Source organism: Zavarzinella sp. (assembly GCA_041399155.1).
Lineage (GTDB): Bacteria > Planctomycetota > Planctomycetia > Gemmatales > Gemmataceae > JAWKTI01.
The window spans coordinates 17,377-35,554 of the sequence record JAWKTI010000002.1 but is presented as its reverse complement, the minus strand read 5'-3'; the positions used below and the strand labels follow the sequence as shown (position 1 = coordinate 35,554).

The window sequence follows — 18,178 nt, the reverse complement described above, 5'->3', positions numbered from 1 at the left end:
ACATGTAAAACGGTGCGTCAATCATATTTGTGATAAAATCCTCATTATTCGGCCGCACCCACAAATACAATGGAATTATCTTTCGAGGAGTGAGACATGTTTTTTTCCGAACTTTCCTTGATTGCTGTCCGTTTTGTGGTGGGTGGGGCCTTTGAAGCGACCGGTATTCCGGTTAACGGTGGTCGAGCGTTTAATTTCATTTTCGAACGCTTTAACGACCAATCACAACGGCTGCCAAAAACCCTCACGTGGGTCACTGAGCGAGCCTGGAAGACGCTGGAATTAACGCTTGCGGGCGATTCGATCTGGCACAACATCACCAAACGGGCCGATGATCGAACCCTTGCGGAACAGCTAAGGCTGGCACTGTTAAATGTGCCTTTTGACCCCACGATCGAAGATAAACAGGCGTTTTTTAAGCAATGCCTGAAAGAAATCCGGCACCTGAACAAATCGAAGGCTCTGCGCGGTGCGATTATTGGCGCGTCGGAGTTAAAGCAGCACGAACAACAAATGGCTCAATTCACCGACCCCACCTCTGTATTGCATGCAGAATGGGTGTCAGCAGACCAGATCGCCAGAAAACTGGAAGAAGCCGGCCAGCAGTCGTTGCCACGTTTCCTCCGTTTTCGCAGTGGGGAAATACCGTTTCTCACCATTGCGGTGCGTTACTACTTTCGGCGGGCCATCGAAGAAGATCGCGAGCTGTTTCAGGGGATGACATTTGCCCGCCTCGAAGCAAGCCAGCAGGCACAGGAAAACCATTTTCAGCAATTACTCATGGTGATGGATCAGCACCAACAGGTGCTGGAGCAGCACTTGCAGGCACTGACCGAACTGGCTGAAGCCACCCACAAAGGGGTGCTGCGGATCGAAGACGAAATGCAGTCCCAATCCGCGGAAAACCGTGCCTTCTACGAAGAAGTCCTTCAACGTCTGGATCGTCTGGAGATCCAGGGAACGGAAGTGAAGCCGAATGATGGGATGTCGATCCGTTCGGAAGATGAACGGCAGAAAGTGCGGGAGTTTTTAGCCGAATATCGGGCCATGTCGGAAAGCGAACGTCGAGAACGGCCTGCCTTGTTGAATGCAGTGGCAAAACTTGAGTTTGCCGCAGGGGATTTCGAACAGGCTCAGGAAGATTTTTCCATTCTTCCCGAACTGCTATTGGAAGAAGACGACCTCGCCCAGGCCCACTTCAATTCTTATCGCGTGGCTCTGGAACGTGCGGCATCATCGAACAGCACCAGCGATTGGGAGCTTGCCTTAAAAGAATTACTCTGTGCGGTGGAACTGAATCCGGGCCTGATGCCGTTTGATATGCGTAAGTATTTACCAGATAAGATCTTAGGCGCAGGCGGCTTTGGCGTAACCTTCTTATGTCGGCACCGCGAACTGGAAGACCATGTGGCGGTGAAAACTCTGCTGGCCGACCAGATGCAGCAACAGGCCGATCAGGTCTTCGCTGAAGGTCGCCTGTTACGCAAAATTGACCACCCAGCAATCATTCGGATGCAGGATTGTGGCTATACCGACCCAGTGAATCAGCAGCGTCCATTTTTAGTCATGGATTATTTTTCAGGCCACACCTTAGAAAGTTACGTGGCTACCAATGGCCCAGTGGATCTGGAAGCGGGGCTTGAGCTGGCGAAAATTCTGGCAGAAGGAATGGTGGCGGCCCACAGTCAGGCGGTGCTGCATCGCGATTTGAAACCCGCCAACGTAATGGTGCGACGCACCCAGGGAGGCTGGCGAGCCAAAATTATCGATTTTGGCCTCGCCTTAAAGCGTGAAACAGTGGAATCGATTTCAAATGCCAGCACCGCACGTCGGAAGACGCTGATGGGAAGTACCATTGCAGGCACAATCGATTACGCCGCACCTGAACAGATGGGGAAACTGCCTGGGGTGCTGCCTGGCCCGTACTCGGATGTCTACGGCTGGGCGAAAACAGTCTGCTACGCACTATTTCAGACACCAAATCCAGGTTCGAGGCACTTCAAAGAAAAATCTGCTCCGGACAGTCTGCGGGAGTTACTGGATAGCTGTCTGGATGATGCACCCAGCTATCGCCCACAATCATTTACGGCGGTGCTCGCCAAGTTGTTAGAGATCTCTCATGAAATGGCACCCAAACTGGAGGTAGAAACCCGGAAATCAGTTCCGCCACCGTTGCCTCCGAAGCTCGACGCACCAAAACTACCCCCACTTCCCCCACCACCTCCGCCAGTTCAAAAAACAACACGGGAAGTGGTGCAGTTTCGCTTTTTTTGCCCACCAGAACCGGTGGTGCGGAAAAATGTACTCTGGGTGGAAACCAGCAACCAACAGGAACTGGAAACCAATATTCTGAAAGTCTACTTAAATGGTAAGTATTGGGGCGAAGGCAGTCTGCTTACCGGATTCGATCTGAAAGCCGACCTCCCACCTGGAAAGCACATGGTGGAGGTTGCCTGGTGGGCCAACAAACTGGAAGTAGACCGAAAAACGTTTAAGGGGGTCTTTCCCGAAGATGGGGAGTATGTAATCCGGTTTAATTTTGTGAAGGATCTGGAATTTCGATTATCCGGCCCCAAAGAAACGATGAAAAAATGTTCGATTGAAGTGCTGCAGCGTCCATAAACTTTCCGTCGTAGAACAAAACGAAGAGTTGAGCATGAGCCCGTTGAAAATCGCTGCCGCCCAGATTCCCGCTAATCGTGGCGATCTCGACGGCAATTTGCAAGAACACATCACTGCAATTGAGGTGGCAGCACGTCACCATGTCCATTTTCTAGTGTTTTCTGAACTTTCTCTCATGGGTTACGAGCCTTAAATGTCAGAAAACTGTGCGTTTAGCCCCTCCGATGACAGTGTGGCCGCCATTTCAAACCTGGCGAAGCACCACCAAATGCAGATCGTGGTTGGATCGGCAATTCAGAACCAGCAATCGAAGCCATATCTGGGCGCCTTCGTATTCAGTGACCATGGAACGGTCGATATCTATGCCAAAATGCATTTAGGTGGGAACGAATCAGACTATTTTACGGCTGGGACGACACACAAGTATATTGAAACCCACGGCGAAACTATAGGCCTTTCAATCTGTGCAGATTCATCGAAAAGTTCCCACCCAGCGGCATACGCAACAGCGGGGGTTTCTGTGTACGCTGCCAGCGTCTTCCTGAATAACGAATGGTACGCCACAGATACCCCACGATTCCCACGGATAGCCGTGGAGCATGGCATGCTGGTGGTGATGGCTAATCAGGCTGCATCCCGTAGCACCCTTGCATCGGTGGGTAACAGCACCATCTGGGGTCCGGATGGTGCTGTGCTCGCACGAGTCGCCGGAGACGAGCCAGCCCTGGTTGTGGCATCTAGAACCACTAGTGGATGGCGTGGACTGATGGTGCCAATAACAATTACAAAGTAAAGCACTTTCAATATTAGAAATTACCAAATATTTCCGGGAACCCTACATGGGAATCTCAGAGCCATAGGCCCGGTGAGAATAAAAATAAAATGATGATGCCCTAATTTGGCAGTTGTTGAATAGTGCGGATTGCTTTTTTTGCCAGTTCCCGAATCTCTTCTTCCCGATCAGTACGGGCAATAATATCCAGTTTCTCAATAATATTCTTCTCTTCTAAATAACGTAAAACAGCAGATTTTTCTGGCCCCTTCTTTTTCTCCGGACTGATTAATTCCATCGGTTTCAGCAGTTCATCAAGCGGGTTATTTCTTGGAACTTCGCGTTTTTGTGCCGTTAATTCAATGTTTCGCACCGCACCCAGCCTGATATTGGAATCGGCATCGTCTATCAGCCTTAATAAAGCTTTCCCCAATTTCTCTGGAGAATCGTTGCTCCATTTAATCAGAGATATCGCGCTTCCGATGTTGAATAAATTTCGGGACTGTCGTTCCTTCGTTCTCTGTTCTTCAGATACGCCAGATGTAAGCACTGTTTCCGGTTGCTCCCGCATTTGCACGAGATACTTCAGATAAACTGTCAAATCGTCTGTCATGCGAAACTCTGCGTATCTGGCAGAATGCCGGACTTCCAGGTGGGGATATTTCTTTGCTTCAGCAACTAGTGTTTTTGACTGTGCATTTCTTGGGTAATAACGGCCCAACAGGTAAAGGCAATCGCAGATTATCCCCAAATCTTTTGACTGAATCCCTTTGGCGATAATCGGGAACCCTGCATCAGGCAATTCAGGAAACATTAACAAGCTAGCATGCGCCTGATATCGGACAAATTCTTCCCGATCATGGATTGCCTCAATCAATTCTGTGGGACATGGTAGTTTTTGTTTGAAAGAGATCATTCCCAAAGATTCGACTGTAAATTGCCGTACTTTCGCGTCATTTTCGTGTTGCACCATCTTTCTTAACATGGGCAGCACCTGACGAACGGTTTTTAAATCTGCATATTGGTTCCAGAAAATGACCGCTTTCAGTCGTTCCTCTGCAGTATCACTGTGTAACTGCTGTTGCATTTTCTGAATTTCGCTTGCGGCAGGTTCAGAAAGCTGTCCACACAAGTTGTTGCAAAAAGAGAATAACACAAACAAAGAGACCATATTCACCAAGTACCCTCCAGTGAGCTTCCAACGAACGGATGAAGCGAAGAGGAAATTGCTGTTAGTGTACAACTCCATCAATAATATTTGGAGGGTGATGATTCTGCAGTGCCACTAGCTGGTGTGCAGTTATGAAGCAATCACCTACAGCTACAGACACCCCCATGGGAACGTTCAAGACCTGGCTGTACTGCCTGCAGCCACTAATTCCAATTCCACATGGACTACACCCACCATTTATCAAATTGCGCTGACATTCGTACATGTGTCAGTGTTCCACGTGGAACACTGAAAATTGTTTGAATGTTAAAATAACCGCCATGTTCGGCTTTATCTCATGAATTCTTCACTCATTTTCTTCACATAATCACTCATTTTCGGATTATTGGGTACAACGGAACCACTTGAGGATGGGTAATTTGGGAAAGAAGTAACGACTGCTTGCTAAAATTGTCTGAAGAGTTTAATGTGAAGAAAGACGAAATACGCCCACATAAGCTGTTTCGTTTCGCTGGTCTACTTAACAGGTATATTCGTGAAAACCGTTATTATTTGTTTATTTGTTGCAATCGGCATCACCCCACTTCAGGCGGCACCGATTCAGTTTGGCAGAACGCCCGATATTTCTCCCAATGGAGATACCATTGCGTTCAGCTATCAGGGGGATATCTGGACCGTTCCTGCCAGTGGTGGCGTGGCACGGGCGATTACCCAGCATAGTGCCCACGAATATTACCCATCGTTCAGTCCCGATGGGAAAATGCTGGCCTTTTCTTCCAACCGTTACGGCCAGTACGATGTGTTTGTCGTTTCGGCGATGGGGGGACGACCCACACGCTTAACATTTGATTCCGCTACCGACATTGTCAGTGGCTGGTCGAATGATGGCAAATCGATCTATTTTCTCTCCACAAGAGAAGTCACTTACCCTTCCACACCTGCGTTGTATGAAATCCCCGTAACTGGTGGTTTTGTCCGCAAACTTCCCTACCTGGAAGCGAAGGAAATTGCGGTGCACCCCACCACAGGTAATGTGGTGATTACTCGTGGCAGTGGCACATGGTATCGACAGGGCTATCGTGGGTCTTCCGATGATGATCTGTGGCTGGTTACCAAAAATGGCGACCAGGCAAAACTGGTCACTCCGTTCGAAGGCCAGGACAGCAGCCCGATGTGGCACCCGAATCGGAAAACGCTGTACTACGTCTCCGAAGTCAATGGTTTGTCCAATATCGTTTCGCAGGAACTGCCAGAAGACTTTTCAGCAGTCAATTCCTCGAAACTGGCCCCACCAAAAAGTGTCACGCAACATAAAGATTACGCGGTGCGCAAAGCAAAAATTGCCCACGGCGGGTCGAAAATTGTTTATGAATGTGGGCCCAACATCTGCCTGCTGGATACCAAGAACGGCAAGCAGCAAGTAGTTACCATTGAAGTATTTGCGGATGATAAATCCAATCCGGTTGAAAAGAAACGCTTTACCGACAACGCCAGCGAATTTGCCCTGAGTGCGGACGATAAAACAGCCGCACTGGTGGTGCACGGCGAAATCTTTCTGACCCCAATGGCTGGTGGCACCACCAAACGACTGACCACCACGCGGGGGATTGAACATGGTATCAACTGGGCACCAGACAGTAAAAGCCTGATGTTCGCTTCCGACCGCAATGGTCAGGAAGATCTGTTGCTGGTTACTATTGATGAACCCAAAGCCACCGATCTCTATTCCGCAAGCAAATACAAGTTAAAATTGCTCACCAATTCTCCAGAAGCAGAAACCAACGCAGCATTTTCGCCGGATGGAAATACCATCGCCTACATCAGTAAAGGGATGCTCTGGACGATGAAAGCCGATGGCAGCAACAAAAAACAGATTGTCTCCACCCCACAGGTGGGTGACTACGACTGGTCGCCGGACAGCAAATGGCTGGTGTATTCAGCATCCGATCCATTTTTTGCCAGCGAACTGTATCTGATACCCGCCGATGGCAGCAAACCCCCACTGAACATTACCCGCTATGCGACTTCCAATATGGATGTCACGTGGGGTGGGGATCATATTGCTTTTCTCAGCCTCCGATCAGGCAATATGGGTGTGTATGCGATTCCGCTGACGAAGCCGTTATCTACTGGTCTGGCCCCACCCAGTTTTTCGGTCCCCAAAGAGTTCGACCTGGACGATATTCACCAGCGAACCAAACGACTGGGCAGTAACCAGGCACGCAATGCGGTGATTTCCAAAAATGGCCGACTGGTGGCCTACCGAGGCAGTACCGGTGGCGATGACTTGTGGCTGGTTTCTGTGACGGGCAATATTAATGTCCGGTTGACTCAAGGGAACCTGGCCCCACGTTACATGCGCTGGACGAAGACGGGCAGCCTGGCATTCCTGGATAAATCGGGTGCCCTGCGGGTGGCCACACCAACGCTGAACAGCACCGCCCCACCTGCCGATCCCAAGACCATCAGTTTTGCCGCTGAAATGAATATTGATCGCGATGTGGAATACATGCAGATTTTTGAGCAGAGCTGGCGAAAACTGGGCGAAGGCTTCTACGATGCCACCCACCACGGTGCGGATTGGAACAAGGTTCGCACCACCTACCGTACAATGGTGCCCCACGTAACTTCGAAAGAAGACCTGTATGCACTGATCAGCCTGATGCTGGGTGAGTTGAACGCCTCCCACCTGGGGATTTCCGGCAGTTCGACATCGCCTGCAGAAACCACTGCGGACCTGGGCATTGAATTCGACCCCACCTACCGTGGGGTGGGGCTGAAAGTGAAGGCGATTCTGGAACGCGGCCCCGCTGATGTGCGTGGCAGCAAATTGAAACCAGGCAGTTTTGTGATTGCCATCAACAAAGTGGCCATCAAAGATTCTGTCAATGTCAGTAGCCTGCTGAATGGCAAAATCAATTCGATGGTGGAACTGCTGGTCGCGGATGATCCCGCCGATCTGAAAACCAGCACCGTTGTGCTGGTACGTGGGGTTTCCAACAGCACTATTTCCCCGCTGGTGTATGATCGCTGGGTGAAACAGAATCAGGAAGCGGTACTGAAAGCAAGTAACGGGAAACTTGGCTATATTCACATCCCCAGCATGGATGATAATGGCCTGGAAAAGTTTGTCCGCTCACTCTACTCCGACCACTTTGACAAGGACGGTATTATTATCGATGTGCGGTTCAACGGTGGTGGTTTCACGCACGACAAGGTGCTGAACTATCTGGGTGCCAGGGAACATACTATTTTCCGTCGCCGTGAAGGTGGGGATGGTCTGGTGCTCCGCAGTGACGATCGCAAATGGACAAAACCCACCACCGTGCTGATCAATCAGCGATCGTACAGCGATGCCGAAATCTTCCCAAGTGCTTACCGCACATTGGGTTATGGAAAACTGGTTGGTGTACCTACAGGTGGGTATGTGATTGGAACCACCAGCACCACACTGATTGATGGCTCGCGTTTACGTCTACCACGGACAGGAGTATTTACCGTGACAGGAACCAACATGGAAAAAGTGGGCGTGCAGCCAGATTTCGTTGTGGAAAACCTTCCCGAACAATCGCAGCAAGGGAATGATGCTCAATTGCTGAAATCGGTCGAAGTGCTTTCCAGCGAAGTGACAAAGTTCAAAAAGAATGCGAATCCGGTGGTAACCACCCCACCAATGCCAATGGCTGTTCCGATGCCAAAAGCAAAGTCAGGGAATCGATAATCATTGCTGGTGTATTCATTAATTTTTCATTCATTATTAGACGAGATGCCACGGTGCCAAAGCCATTATTGATTGACCTGTACCAGCAACTTCCCGAACGAATGCCCGCCGATGACATTGATCTGTGGGCATACGAGATGCGGCAGGCTCTGCGCACTTACCGCAGTGAAGTGCAGACTCGCTATTCCGAAGGCACTTTGCAACGTGCCTTGCAGCACCAGAATGCCGAAATGCGTCGGGCGGCAGTACTGGCACTCAGCCTGGTCGGCACCATGGGTTCAAATCCTTATCTGGCGGCACTCCTGCACGATAAAGATGAAGATACCGCAAAAATGGCCTCGGACGCACTATGGGAACTCTGGTTCCGCGCGGGTTCTGTGGCTGCCACCTCGGAATTGAAGCGGTTGCTGCGTCTGACAGAATCACAGCAGATTCTGGCAGGATTGAACGAACTGATTGATGAAGAGCCGGATTTTGCCGAGGCAATCAATCAGCGGGCAATCGTTTATTTTCAACGTGGGGAATACAAGAGATCGCTCGATGATTGCCACCGCGTGCTCGATTTGAATCAATTTCACTTTGGTGCTATCGCGGGTTCCGGCCAATGTTATTTGCGAATGAACAAACCACGTCAGGCACTGGCGGCATTCCAGAGTGCGTTGTCCGTAAACCCCACCCTGGTGGAATTGAAAGAAGCAATTGAGCATTTGCAGCGCTTGCACCCCGATTCCGACGAAATAAATTAGGTTCCTCTCATTTTTTATTGCCCGGCGTCGGTAACAGCATTCTGTTATTAGCTTGGCTGAATTTTGGGCACTTCCTCGATCTGACTTCAATGTTTAATCCAGGTAGCTTTGTCGACGGAATTTAGGAATGAAACTGGACGTTGGAAGAAAAATGTTGAATCGGTCTTCATGATCCAGTCCAAGATTCAAACACGTAATCTTCTTCTATTGTAGCCACTAGCTAGAGGTGGCGTTTCCTTTTTGAGTATACTGACGAGGAACTGAGTAAAAGTAAACGGGTGAGTCTGGATACCTTTTCCACGATTCTCATCCTGTACAACTTGCCACTCATCTGGTTTACCTTTTGTCAGCCAGAAGTAGTCATTGCCGTTTTCATCATTGCCCCACGGAAGCAAGCCGTTCGTTTCCGGATAATACGAGTAAGGAAACCGATCGGGAAACTCTTTCTTGGATTCCCGATTGATACTGCACACACGAGTGATCGAAGGCAATAGCGAGATGTACTGCGATGTTGAGAACGGATTGTAAACTAGGTAGAAGCCGGCGAAGAGCCCGCTGCCATAAGTGAAAATGAAATCGCGATAGTCCGCCGGTAGTTGAATACCGAGTGAATTTTCAAAGTCTCGCCATTGAGAGAGCGTACCGACCTCAGATGGAGTTGCTGGTGGCGGAATAATGTTTTTTAATAGTGTAAGTGACATGTTGCGTTGCGGTTTATTGGTACTGTGATTGAGCAGCGTCGCGAAAGTGGACGAGTGCAACCGGTCATTCGGGAGGGTTGGGTAACTGATTTAGCAAATTGGGGTGTAAAAAGATGGGTCTTTCTGCGATATCAGGGGTTCTGACAACCAAACATCGCAGGAGACCCAATAATGATTATCCCAGACACATCTTCTTCAATCAACCCCAACTTCCTGTTTGGCCTATTTGATCGACTCGCATCAGAAGTCAATCGTGCTGTACAGGAATGCATGCCGATTCGTGATTTCGAGCAACATGTTCAACAATCGGTTGCTCAAATTGGTGCTTCAGCAATCTCGTTGTACCTGGAAATGCTTGGCGATGGCGACGTGGGAGAAAAGATCCAGACAGAAACAGGTGAAGTGCTTCATCGCAGCGAAGAACCCCGACAACGGTCCATCCGAACGATCTTTGGTGAGCATCGGTTTGAGCAGTATGTTTATGGCGTCGATCTTGGCCGCAAGATGATTTGTATCCTGTGGATGTCATGATTCAGATGCCAGCAAACACATATTCTCCGTGGTTTCGCGAGGTCATGCATTATCTCAGCACAAAGATGTCGTATCAGGAATCATCAGATGTGATTTCTTTGTTGTATCTGCAAAAGAGTCCGGTCGATACTCTGGAACGAAATATCCACAATCTGAGTGAATCTGCAGAACAGTTTCTGAATGAGATCCCAATTCCTGCACCAACAGCAGAGGGAAAGATTCTGGTGGTGAGTGCCGATGCCAAAGGAGTCCCCATGGTTCGCAAGACGAAGGCGATTCCAGCGTTTGATCAACGGTATTTTCCTGGTAATCGGCGTATGGCGACGCTGGCGACCGTATATTCCGTGAATGAATATTTTCGAACGGCTGAAGAGATTGTCGCAGCGTTATTTCGAGAAAACTCGAATCGTGAGGAGAAACGCCCCGAACCGGTGGGCAAAGTGGTTGCGGGATTTTTGTCGCAATGTGATGCGGAGGGTGCTGATCAGAGGCACGCACCACGCGATGGTGTGGGCAGCAGAACAGGTCGAACGTCGCCACCAATCAGGTCAGCCTTTGGTACGGCTGATGGATGGTCAGACCAGTTTGTGGGAAGCATCTGATGTCAATTTCGATTCATACGAAACAATTGATATCCTGGATATCATTCATGTTGCCAGTTATGTGTGGATGCGGCAAAAGTGTTTGAGTCTCACCGTGAACATCAGGAAGCGTTTGCTCGAGACCGCCTATTGAGAATCCTGAAGGGAGATGTGAAAAGTGTGGTTTCGGGAATCCGTCAGAAAGCGACAAAAAGCGAATTGAAAGCAGAAAAGTTAAAGAAGATTAATCAGGTTTGCAACTACTTTGAAAAGAACTACCACCGGATGAGATATGACAGCTATTTGCAGCAAGGGCTGCCGATTGCAACTGGGGTGATTGAAGGGGCTTGTCGGCACCTGGTGATGGATCGAATGTGCCGCACGGGAATGAGATGGAAAACGAAAGGGGCCCAGGCAATGCTACACGCCCGAGCAATTGATCTGGCAGGTCGAACCAGAGATTTTCATATTTACCTGGCTAACCAGGAATACCAAAGAACAGACAGGTTCCGCAAACAGCTCAATCTGTCCCACTTATTACCCTTGCCCGGATGACCGGTTGCACTCAAAGTGGACATGAATCGATTCCTTATCCAATCATTCACTTTGGCCGCCCGCCTTGATTGAATTCAGAATAATCTCTTGTGTGATTAGTGCAACGAAAAACGAGAACATTTAGTCAATCACATTAGATCGATCTTTACCAGTAGTGCACTTGCGCCCAAACGACCGAATTCGTCGTGGAGTTCGGTAAGTCGCATTGGTGGGACGAGGTATCCTTCACCTTCGGCTAGAAGCACATCACCAACATCGATTCGGCGTCGTGCCTCGGCAGACGAAAGTTGAAGTAACCGACTAACGAACCGAATCACTTCGAGCCGATGTGGCCCGACTGAAATCAAACGCAACTCAAACTTTTCAAGGATCGTCACCTTCAAGCCTCCGCTGTTCAGTGGTCGATGTGTTTGCAACTGGTTGCATCCAACTTTTCCAGAATCAATTCCGCATATGAAGTAATTTCTTCGTTTTGAGATTCTAACAGTCTTTCAAAATGAGTTCGATTCGCAGTGAGTAATGCACGCAATTCAACTGCCCAGTTCTCTGCATTTTTTGGACAGGCAGCGCATGAAAATAGGAAAATGATGTCCAATATCTCACTCTGAACAACTATGCTGCTCGTCGCTAGTCGCTCAATCAGGAATGGCAGCGTTGGTACAGAATTTGAGCCAACGTTACCTTGGTGAGAAATCACATTCCAAAGTTTATTTGCAGCGTGCAGGTTCACACGTTCGCAATCACTATTCAGTTCGACGATAAGCGATGGGATTTCTCGCGAATCGAAACCACATGGATGAGAAAATCTTCCCATTTGATTAGATCCAAGCGAGTTTCTAGGCCATTATCCATGCTTCTCATTGTCCGCGCAGGCAGCCTGCGGCTATTCCCCTTAGTATATCGCAATCACGGATGCGTTAACTTGGAGGCGGCCAAAAACCGTTTAATCTAACTGAGATTTATGCAAACTCTAATAGTTAGTCGATGCAATTGATGCCCGCGGGCCCAGAGAAGTCTGCTACAAAGAATCCGTCGAACTGGAATAGCAACTGCACTGGATTCCCGCCTGCGTGGGAATGACGGTTATCGGTGGGTGTCAATTTCTTGGGTAGACTTCAGGATTTCAGCACTGGTTTCCCGGCGGTGCTGGTGAAATGACGATGAATGGCAATCAATTTGCCTAACCTACACGTGCTGGTCGATCAGGATCGGGTTGCCGTCGGGGTCAATTGCGGTCAAGTGGGCGGGGCCAGTGCCCGATTCATCAGCTTCTGCAGTCAGTTGAATCCCCGCCGCCTTCAGGTGCTGCTGAATCTGTCGCACATCGGCAAAATCGGACAAGGTATTGCAGTGCTGATCCCACCCGGGGTTGAAGGTGATGATATTTTTCTCAAACATGCCCTGAAATAGCCCAATTACGTGGTCGCCGTTCCGCATCATCAGCCAGTTTTGCGTGGGATCGCCGCCAAACACCGTAAAACCAAATTTTTCGTAGAAATCTCGGGATGCCTGCAGGTCTTTGACTGCCAGGCTGATGGAAAACGCACCAAGTTGCATGGGAAACCCCTGTTATTTGGGTGTCAATTGTAACTGAAGATTGAAACGAAATCCATCTTTCGTGGGGCGGAGTTTCAATTCCATCTGATCGAGCCCGGTCAGTGCCTGTTCCATGGTGGCTAATTCTGCCTTCGTGATGCTGCCGGGAAATTCGCGTTGCATGTACATGCTGATCTCCCCACTGTGCTGCTGCAGATAGGTGCGACACGACCGAAAAGAGATCCGCATCAAGGTGGTGCCTGTTTCTTTCCCCACCTGTGGGGTGGGTGCGGTGAAATCGGCAATCAGATCCGGCTGCGATGTCAGCAGCAGATAGTCGTCTTTGACGGCAAAGCTGGGTGCCAGCCCAGTTGGGAAGTGCTTATCATACCGCACGGTGGTGCGTTTCACCGTGCCGAGCTGGTCGGTTCGCACGCGAAAACCTTTCCATTGCAGGGCCACCAGTCGGGAGGTGAAATCCATCGACCGCTGAAACGTTCTGCGTGCTGGTTCGCCCGAATCACCCGCTTTAGTTTTGACAGCCAGCGTCACATTCGGCACCCATTGTTTTTTTGCAGTGGGCAGGGCCACCCACAGTGCGTTGGGGCCGGAAATCCCACCAACCACATCAGATAGTGGGTGTTCTTCCAGAAATGGGTGCAGCACATTTGATAGTTCGCTCACAATTTCCTGTTGATCTGCAGGCAGCAGAAAGCGACTGAAGATGGTGGATAGTGCCGCACAATCTGTGTGGGCACTGTAGGCAAACATCGCATCATTGGGGATGATCTGCCACAGGTCAGATGGCGTGGCCAACAATTCCAAAGCCGTCCGTTCCGCAGTGGGCAGATTCAGCGGTTGCAGGCGAAACGAAAGCTGCAGATCGAGCCGATTTTCGCCCACAGTGAGGCCCAGGCCAATCGATTCGGTTTTCTGCCAGTATTTGCTGAACTCGGAAAGAAAGGCTTTTTCACCCGCACCTGCCTGTTGCAGATCGTTCTGTAACGTGGCATCCAGTGCCCGCGGGTTGACCATTGCCAGCACGGGGTGCTGCTGGAGCTGGTGGGCTTCGAGTTGTTGCCGCCAGAACGGTTCTGCCTTTTTTCTGCCACTCAGTTGGGCCAGCAACGTTTCCAGCGATTCTTTGTTGGGGCTGATCGCAAAAATTTTGTCTTTCAGAATGTAAAATTCGCTGGTGTCTTCAACACCTGCCGGCTTGGTGCGTTCAAAAATGGTGCCAGTATCGGTCTTGTAGGAGACTACTTTGCCAAGTTCCCCTCCTTCCACCTGCAGTTGGTTGATTTTTTCCAGCAAGGTGGTGAACCGAGCGGTATCACGAAGTTGTACCACCACGGCACCTTCTTCTGCACGCACGTTCGATTTTTCTCGGTAATAAAACAACAACTGCTCGCCAATGATTTCCTGCTGCAATTGCTGTGGGGTTACCTCCAACGTGGCAAGAATCCCATTAAGATTCTTTAACAAATTTTGCAGATCAATCGCATCAACTCCCACCTGTTGCAGCAGTGGGATCTGTTGCACAACCTGCAGGACATCGATTCGTTTGGGTGTGGCACTGTCCGTGGACCGATTTCGCAGCACCACAACCAGTTCGCTGTCGTTGGGAACCAGGTCAATCGGTTCGACTGCGGGCAAGAGACTGATAAAAAATCCGAGAGCAACCCACAAAGCGACAGTGAAGCGGGAGAAGATTGGCTTCATGGCTGGGCCTTCCATAACGATTTCGGCGTAGTCTTCCAGAAGAAGTTCGCTGCATTGCGGGCGGAATTGGAGAGTGGTTCGACACTGCGTTTCGCCCCACTTCGGGTGCTGACAAGAATATTGTCCATTTCACCCATTGGTGCGGGCAATTCAGGATCGACGAGCGGATCGACTTTGCCCAGCTTCCAATCTGGCAGCGTGGGGGTCAATTTTTCGCCGATCTGGGCTAAAGAGTCGCGAATTTCTTCAATAGACGTGCCCAGGCGTTCCTGTTTTGGCGTGGGGGCTAATTTTGCCACAATGCGATAACTGCCAGTTCGCACGTGCTGTTCGGTGGGTTGCAGGCCAAACACAACCGCAATACATAACGAAACGGCTATCAAGACACTGCCCACACGCTTCCGCACGGTGCGTGACGAGGGTTGTGGGGAAACCGGTGCCGCTGTATGTGCCACTACGTTTGTAAGCAGTTCTGCCTTAAAACCTTGCCGCATCGCAGGTGGCAATGCACCCGCAAAAGCTCGATTCATTTGCACGGCCATCTGAAAATCGTGCATGCACGATGGGCACACGGCACGGTGAGCAGCCACTTCCGGCCGATCCCAGTGGGGATCGCCATCCAGCAGCACCTGCAATGTCAGCTGGGCTGCCTGGCAGTCCGGTGGGATATTCGTGTTCGTATCGTCCAGCTTCATCTACATTCTCGATATTGATCAGGCGTTAGGACGGTCCATGTCCGCTGGCAGCAATTCTTTTTCCTTTAAATACGCAAAAACAACCCCCCGCGTGCGGTACAGCCAGGTCTTGATCGTGCCCACGGGGTGTTCGTGGATTTCGGCGATTTCTTCGTAGCTGCACCCCTGTTCGTGGAACAGCAGGAACGCACTGCGGTAGTCGTCCCGTACTTGAAGGAGGGCAAGATGAATATTTTCTAATAATTCATCCCCATCCCCATCGTGGGTGCGGGTACAAGTCGTCGCCTGTAGCACCTCAGGAGCCACGGTGTTCAGTGGTTTGCGAGCCAATAGCGTTTTGCAACGGTTAACTGCAATTCTGTACAACCATGGCTTCAACGGCCGTTCCGGGTCCCACTGGTGCAGGTTGCGGATCGCACGCACCAGCGTTTCCTGGGTAATATCTTCGGCATCCTGTGCATGGCGCAGATACCGCAGACAGACGGCATACACCTGGTTGGAATAGGTGTCAACCAGCGTTTCCACCGCACCAGGTTCGCGTGCGAGGCAGCGTTTTACGAGTGCAGCATCTTCCTGATTCAAACGCACCTGAAATGATTACTTGGTTACAAGAATGGAAGTTTCAAAGTTCTATTCGTTTTGTAAACTTTTTTATTGCACAAAAATGGAGACTTTTGGGGAATAATTTGGAAAAATTTCTGTAAGTTCTTTTCTGATAAGTGGTTATGGAGAATTATTTTTTCGCGACATGGAGTTTGTTTACCATATTAATTGGGAGTGCCTTGTGAGCCGACGGCATGAACCGCGATTGCCTTCAGACTGTACCCACAACCGTCATTACCGCGCAGGTGGGATTCCAGTTCAAGAAGCCCGAACTTTAACCAACATTCTGAATTAGAACAATTACCGTCATTCCCACGCAGGCGGGGAATCGAGTTCAGGAAGACCGAACTATTGCCAACATTTTGAATTAGCACAATTCCCGTCATTCCCGCTCAGGCGGGAATCTAGATTTGCCCATGTCCTGTATGTTTTTGTATAGCATTCGCGTTTATTCGTTGCACTCCTTGGATCGACTGAGTAAAATACATTAAATTGAGGGTGTTCCTCATATTGTACTTTTGCATGCGCAGTGGTTATGCGACATCAACCATTTGAGATCGGCGTTCGTGTGGTAATAGAAGGTAACTGGGAGTTCCCTGATGGAACCACCGGTTGCAGCTGACTGGCAACTCCCGCTATATGATATGGTTGTCGGTTTGGAGCCTGCTCTCCGCGGGCGGGTGGCAACTGAGCCTTTTACGTTAGGCCGAGGAGGACACTGTGGGGGACTATCGCTTCTACCGTGGTGACGAGTTGCTCTGAGAGCTTACGCACACCGACGACGACTTCCCGTGGCACAACGGTACGTTCGAGCCGACTACCGAGTTCGAGGTCGTGCGCCCTTTGTTCGAGCGGGAGTTGGCCCTACTCAACGCCGGCCGGATGGACGAGTGGGAGGCCGCTTGGGAGTCTATCGCCGCCCCCGGGCTGCGTTTGGTGTCGGTGAAGGCGGGGCAGGACATCGACGAGTTCTTGCTGCACATTGACGGGTCGCAGGCTTGGTGGAGGTACTGAGCAAGGACCGTCGAATCATCCGCTGCTTAGCTTGGTCGTTAAGCAGGCCTGGACCGTTCGGCGGCGGAATGACCCGCAAACGATTGAGGCTTCATCTATGTCTGTCAACTTGCATCTATCGGTCAAAGTGAGCGGCTACGATCCAAGCCGCATCAGCGAGATCAAGCAGGCAATCCAGACGATTTTCGATAGAGAGGATATTGGGAACGACATGTCGTCGATCGAAGAGTTTTCTGATGGTCCGACGCGTACGCTTTCCTCACGCAGCAATCCTGACTATCCGGTGATCATCAGCAGTTCCTACAAGTGGATTCCTGAAGTTCAAAATGCGCTCTCGCAGGCAGTCGCCGAGGCAAATGGGGGCCCTTGCGAAGTACAGTTTCAGGGAGACGACGCAGATGAGGGTGTTGACGACGATGAGGAAGATGACAGTGAGTGAATGCGTCTCCCGCTGTGTTTCCAGCGTACCCTTTCCACGATTGTGAATATACTTTCTGTGATGGCCGCAGGCGGCCTAATTGAGCGATTGGAGCAGGAATCGCTACTTATCCACTTTCGCGACTCTGCTCAATCGCGGCCCCGTTATGTAACTGACTCATGCCGGGGTATACCTCCATCACTTGGGAATTCTCGAAGCAGGAACGACACCAACTTGTTTCTCGCTTCTACGCCGCATTTATGGACGACAACCTTTCATTTGACGGCGTGTTTCCGTGGGGCTGTGACCCGGCAATGCCATACGACGAGATCGTTAAATGGAATCAATCAAAACTCGACTCTGACTTTACTCTTGGATTTACACAGGATGTGTCCCACGATTATCGCCAGATAATGCTCCGAGTCAGTCCGTTTTCTTCTTGTCGCGTATTTCTAATGAACTTGGAAACCAGAATTGAGTTTCACTGCATTGTTCCAGAAGATGAGATCACACTTGAAAACTGCGGGCCGATACTTCAAGCGAGTCTTCGGACATGGTCGCAACTCCCGGTCTTGGTGATCGAATCATTCGGCGAAATTGACGCGAATGTTGGATCCTTTCAAATCGCATCTGGAAAGTCGCCATCGACTGCTCTGTTTGCATTAGTCGATCAAGACTATGGCAAGTTCGCAAACAATCGAGACATCGAAGCGACCGCACTGCAAAGAGGTTGTCTACTCCGTCGAAAAGGTGCATAACCACACATTGCACCGGAGCCGCGGGCCGCGCG

The 18,178-nt window shown here is 50.1% G+C and carries 15 protein-coding genes and 1 pseudogene; 9 read left to right on the top strand and 7 right to left on the bottom strand.

The features are described from left to right. The first annotated feature begins 96 nt into the window (after positions 1 to 96). Positions 97 to 2,622, top strand: a complete 2,526-nt coding sequence (locus R3B84_10195; GenBank protein ID MEZ6140929.1) for a protein kinase — start codon at positions 97 to 99, stop codon at positions 2,620 to 2,622. A gap of 34 nt (positions 2,623 to 2,656) precedes the next feature. Then, positions 2,657 to 3,415: pseudogene (locus R3B84_10190) on the top strand (carbon-nitrogen hydrolase family protein). A 100-nt stretch (positions 3,416 to 3,515) separates the two neighbouring features. Here R3B84_10190 and R3B84_10185 read toward each other — a convergent pair. Beyond that, on the bottom strand, positions 3,516 to 4,571 hold the full coding sequence (locus R3B84_10185) for a hypothetical protein (protein ID MEZ6140928.1): 1,056 nt from the start codon (positions 4,569 to 4,571) through the stop codon (positions 3,516 to 3,518). Between the two features lie 529 nt (positions 4,572 to 5,100). On the opposite strand from R3B84_10185, the gene R3B84_10180 reads away from it, so the two are divergent. Together R3B84_10180 and R3B84_10175 are read left to right on the top strand one after the other, a co-directional pair. Beyond that, the gene (locus tag R3B84_10180) at positions 5,101 to 8,286 is read left to right on the top strand and encodes a S41 family peptidase (protein ID MEZ6140927.1); all 3,186 of its coding nucleotides are present in this window, start codon (positions 5,101 to 5,103) and stop codon (positions 8,284 to 8,286) included. 53 nt (positions 8,287 to 8,339) lie between these two features. Next, positions 8,340 to 9,032 (top strand): HEAT repeat domain-containing protein, encoded by a 693-nt coding sequence (locus tag R3B84_10175; GenBank protein ID MEZ6140926.1) that lies wholly within the window; start codon positions 8,340 to 8,342, stop codon positions 9,030 to 9,032. 185 nt (positions 9,033 to 9,217) lie between these two features. On the opposite strand, the gene R3B84_10170 is transcribed toward R3B84_10175, so the two are convergent. After that, positions 9,218 to 9,733, bottom strand: a complete 516-nt coding sequence (locus tag R3B84_10170; protein MEZ6140925.1) for an SMI1/KNR4 family protein — start codon at positions 9,731 to 9,733, stop codon at positions 9,218 to 9,220. 171 nt (positions 9,734 to 9,904) lie between these two features. Between R3B84_10170 and R3B84_10165 the strand changes: the two genes are divergently transcribed. The 3 genes from R3B84_10165 to R3B84_10155 all read left to right on the top strand — a co-directional run bounded on the left by R3B84_10165 (position 9,905) and on the right by R3B84_10155 (position 11,400). Next, entirely contained in the window at positions 9,905 to 10,264 is a 360-nt protein-coding gene (locus R3B84_10165; GenBank protein ID MEZ6140924.1) for a hypothetical protein, read from the top strand. Continuing rightward, complete coding sequence (locus tag R3B84_10160; protein MEZ6140923.1) at positions 10,261 to 10,866, top strand: hypothetical protein; 606 nt, start codon at positions 10,261 to 10,263, stop codon at positions 10,864 to 10,866. The genes R3B84_10165 and R3B84_10160 overlap by 4 nt, the downstream gene beginning before the upstream one ends. A 78-nt stretch (positions 10,867 to 10,944) precedes the next feature. Then, on the top strand, positions 10,945 to 11,400 hold the full coding sequence (locus R3B84_10155) for a hypothetical protein (protein MEZ6140922.1): 456 nt from the start codon (positions 10,945 to 10,947) through the stop codon (positions 11,398 to 11,400). A 394-nt stretch (positions 11,401 to 11,794) separates the two neighbouring features. Here the strand turns inward: R3B84_10155 and R3B84_10150 are convergent, their stop codons facing one another. The 5 genes from R3B84_10150 to R3B84_10130 all read right to left on the bottom strand — a co-directional run bounded on the left by R3B84_10150 (position 11,795) and on the right by R3B84_10130 (position 15,941). Then, entirely contained in the window at positions 11,795 to 12,214 is a 420-nt protein-coding gene (locus R3B84_10150; GenBank protein ID MEZ6140921.1) for a hypothetical protein, read from the bottom strand. 371 nt (positions 12,215 to 12,585) lie between these two features. Next, a complete protein-coding gene (locus R3B84_10145) occupies positions 12,586 to 12,957 on the bottom strand; it encodes a VOC family protein (GenBank protein MEZ6140920.1) in 372 nt (123 codons plus the stop codon). 12 nt (positions 12,958 to 12,969) lie between these two features. Further along, positions 12,970 to 14,658, bottom strand: coding sequence for a hypothetical protein (locus tag R3B84_10140; GenBank protein ID MEZ6140919.1), 1,689 nt, complete (start codon positions 14,656 to 14,658; stop codon positions 12,970 to 12,972). Continuing rightward, positions 14,655 to 15,353 (bottom strand): hypothetical protein, encoded by a 699-nt coding sequence (locus R3B84_10135; GenBank protein MEZ6140918.1) that lies wholly within the window; start codon positions 15,351 to 15,353, stop codon positions 14,655 to 14,657. The genes R3B84_10140 and R3B84_10135 overlap by 4 nt, the downstream gene beginning before the upstream one ends. An 18-nt stretch (positions 15,354 to 15,371) precedes the next feature. Then, on the bottom strand, positions 15,372 to 15,941 hold the full coding sequence (locus R3B84_10130; protein MEZ6140917.1) for an RNA polymerase sigma factor: 570 nt from the start codon (positions 15,939 to 15,941) through the stop codon (positions 15,372 to 15,374). A gap of 1,126 nt (positions 15,942 to 17,067) precedes the next feature. Here R3B84_10130 and R3B84_10125 point away from each other — a divergent pair. Both R3B84_10125 and R3B84_10120 read left to right on the top strand, forming a co-directional pair. Continuing rightward, positions 17,068 to 17,409, top strand: a complete 342-nt coding sequence (locus R3B84_10125; GenBank protein ID MEZ6140916.1) for a hypothetical protein — start codon at positions 17,068 to 17,070, stop codon at positions 17,407 to 17,409. 158 nt (positions 17,410 to 17,567) lie between these two features. Then, a complete protein-coding gene (locus R3B84_10120; protein ID MEZ6140915.1) occupies positions 17,568 to 18,146 on the top strand; it encodes a hypothetical protein in 579 nt (192 codons plus the stop codon). Positions 18,147 to 18,178: the final 32 nt, after the last annotated feature.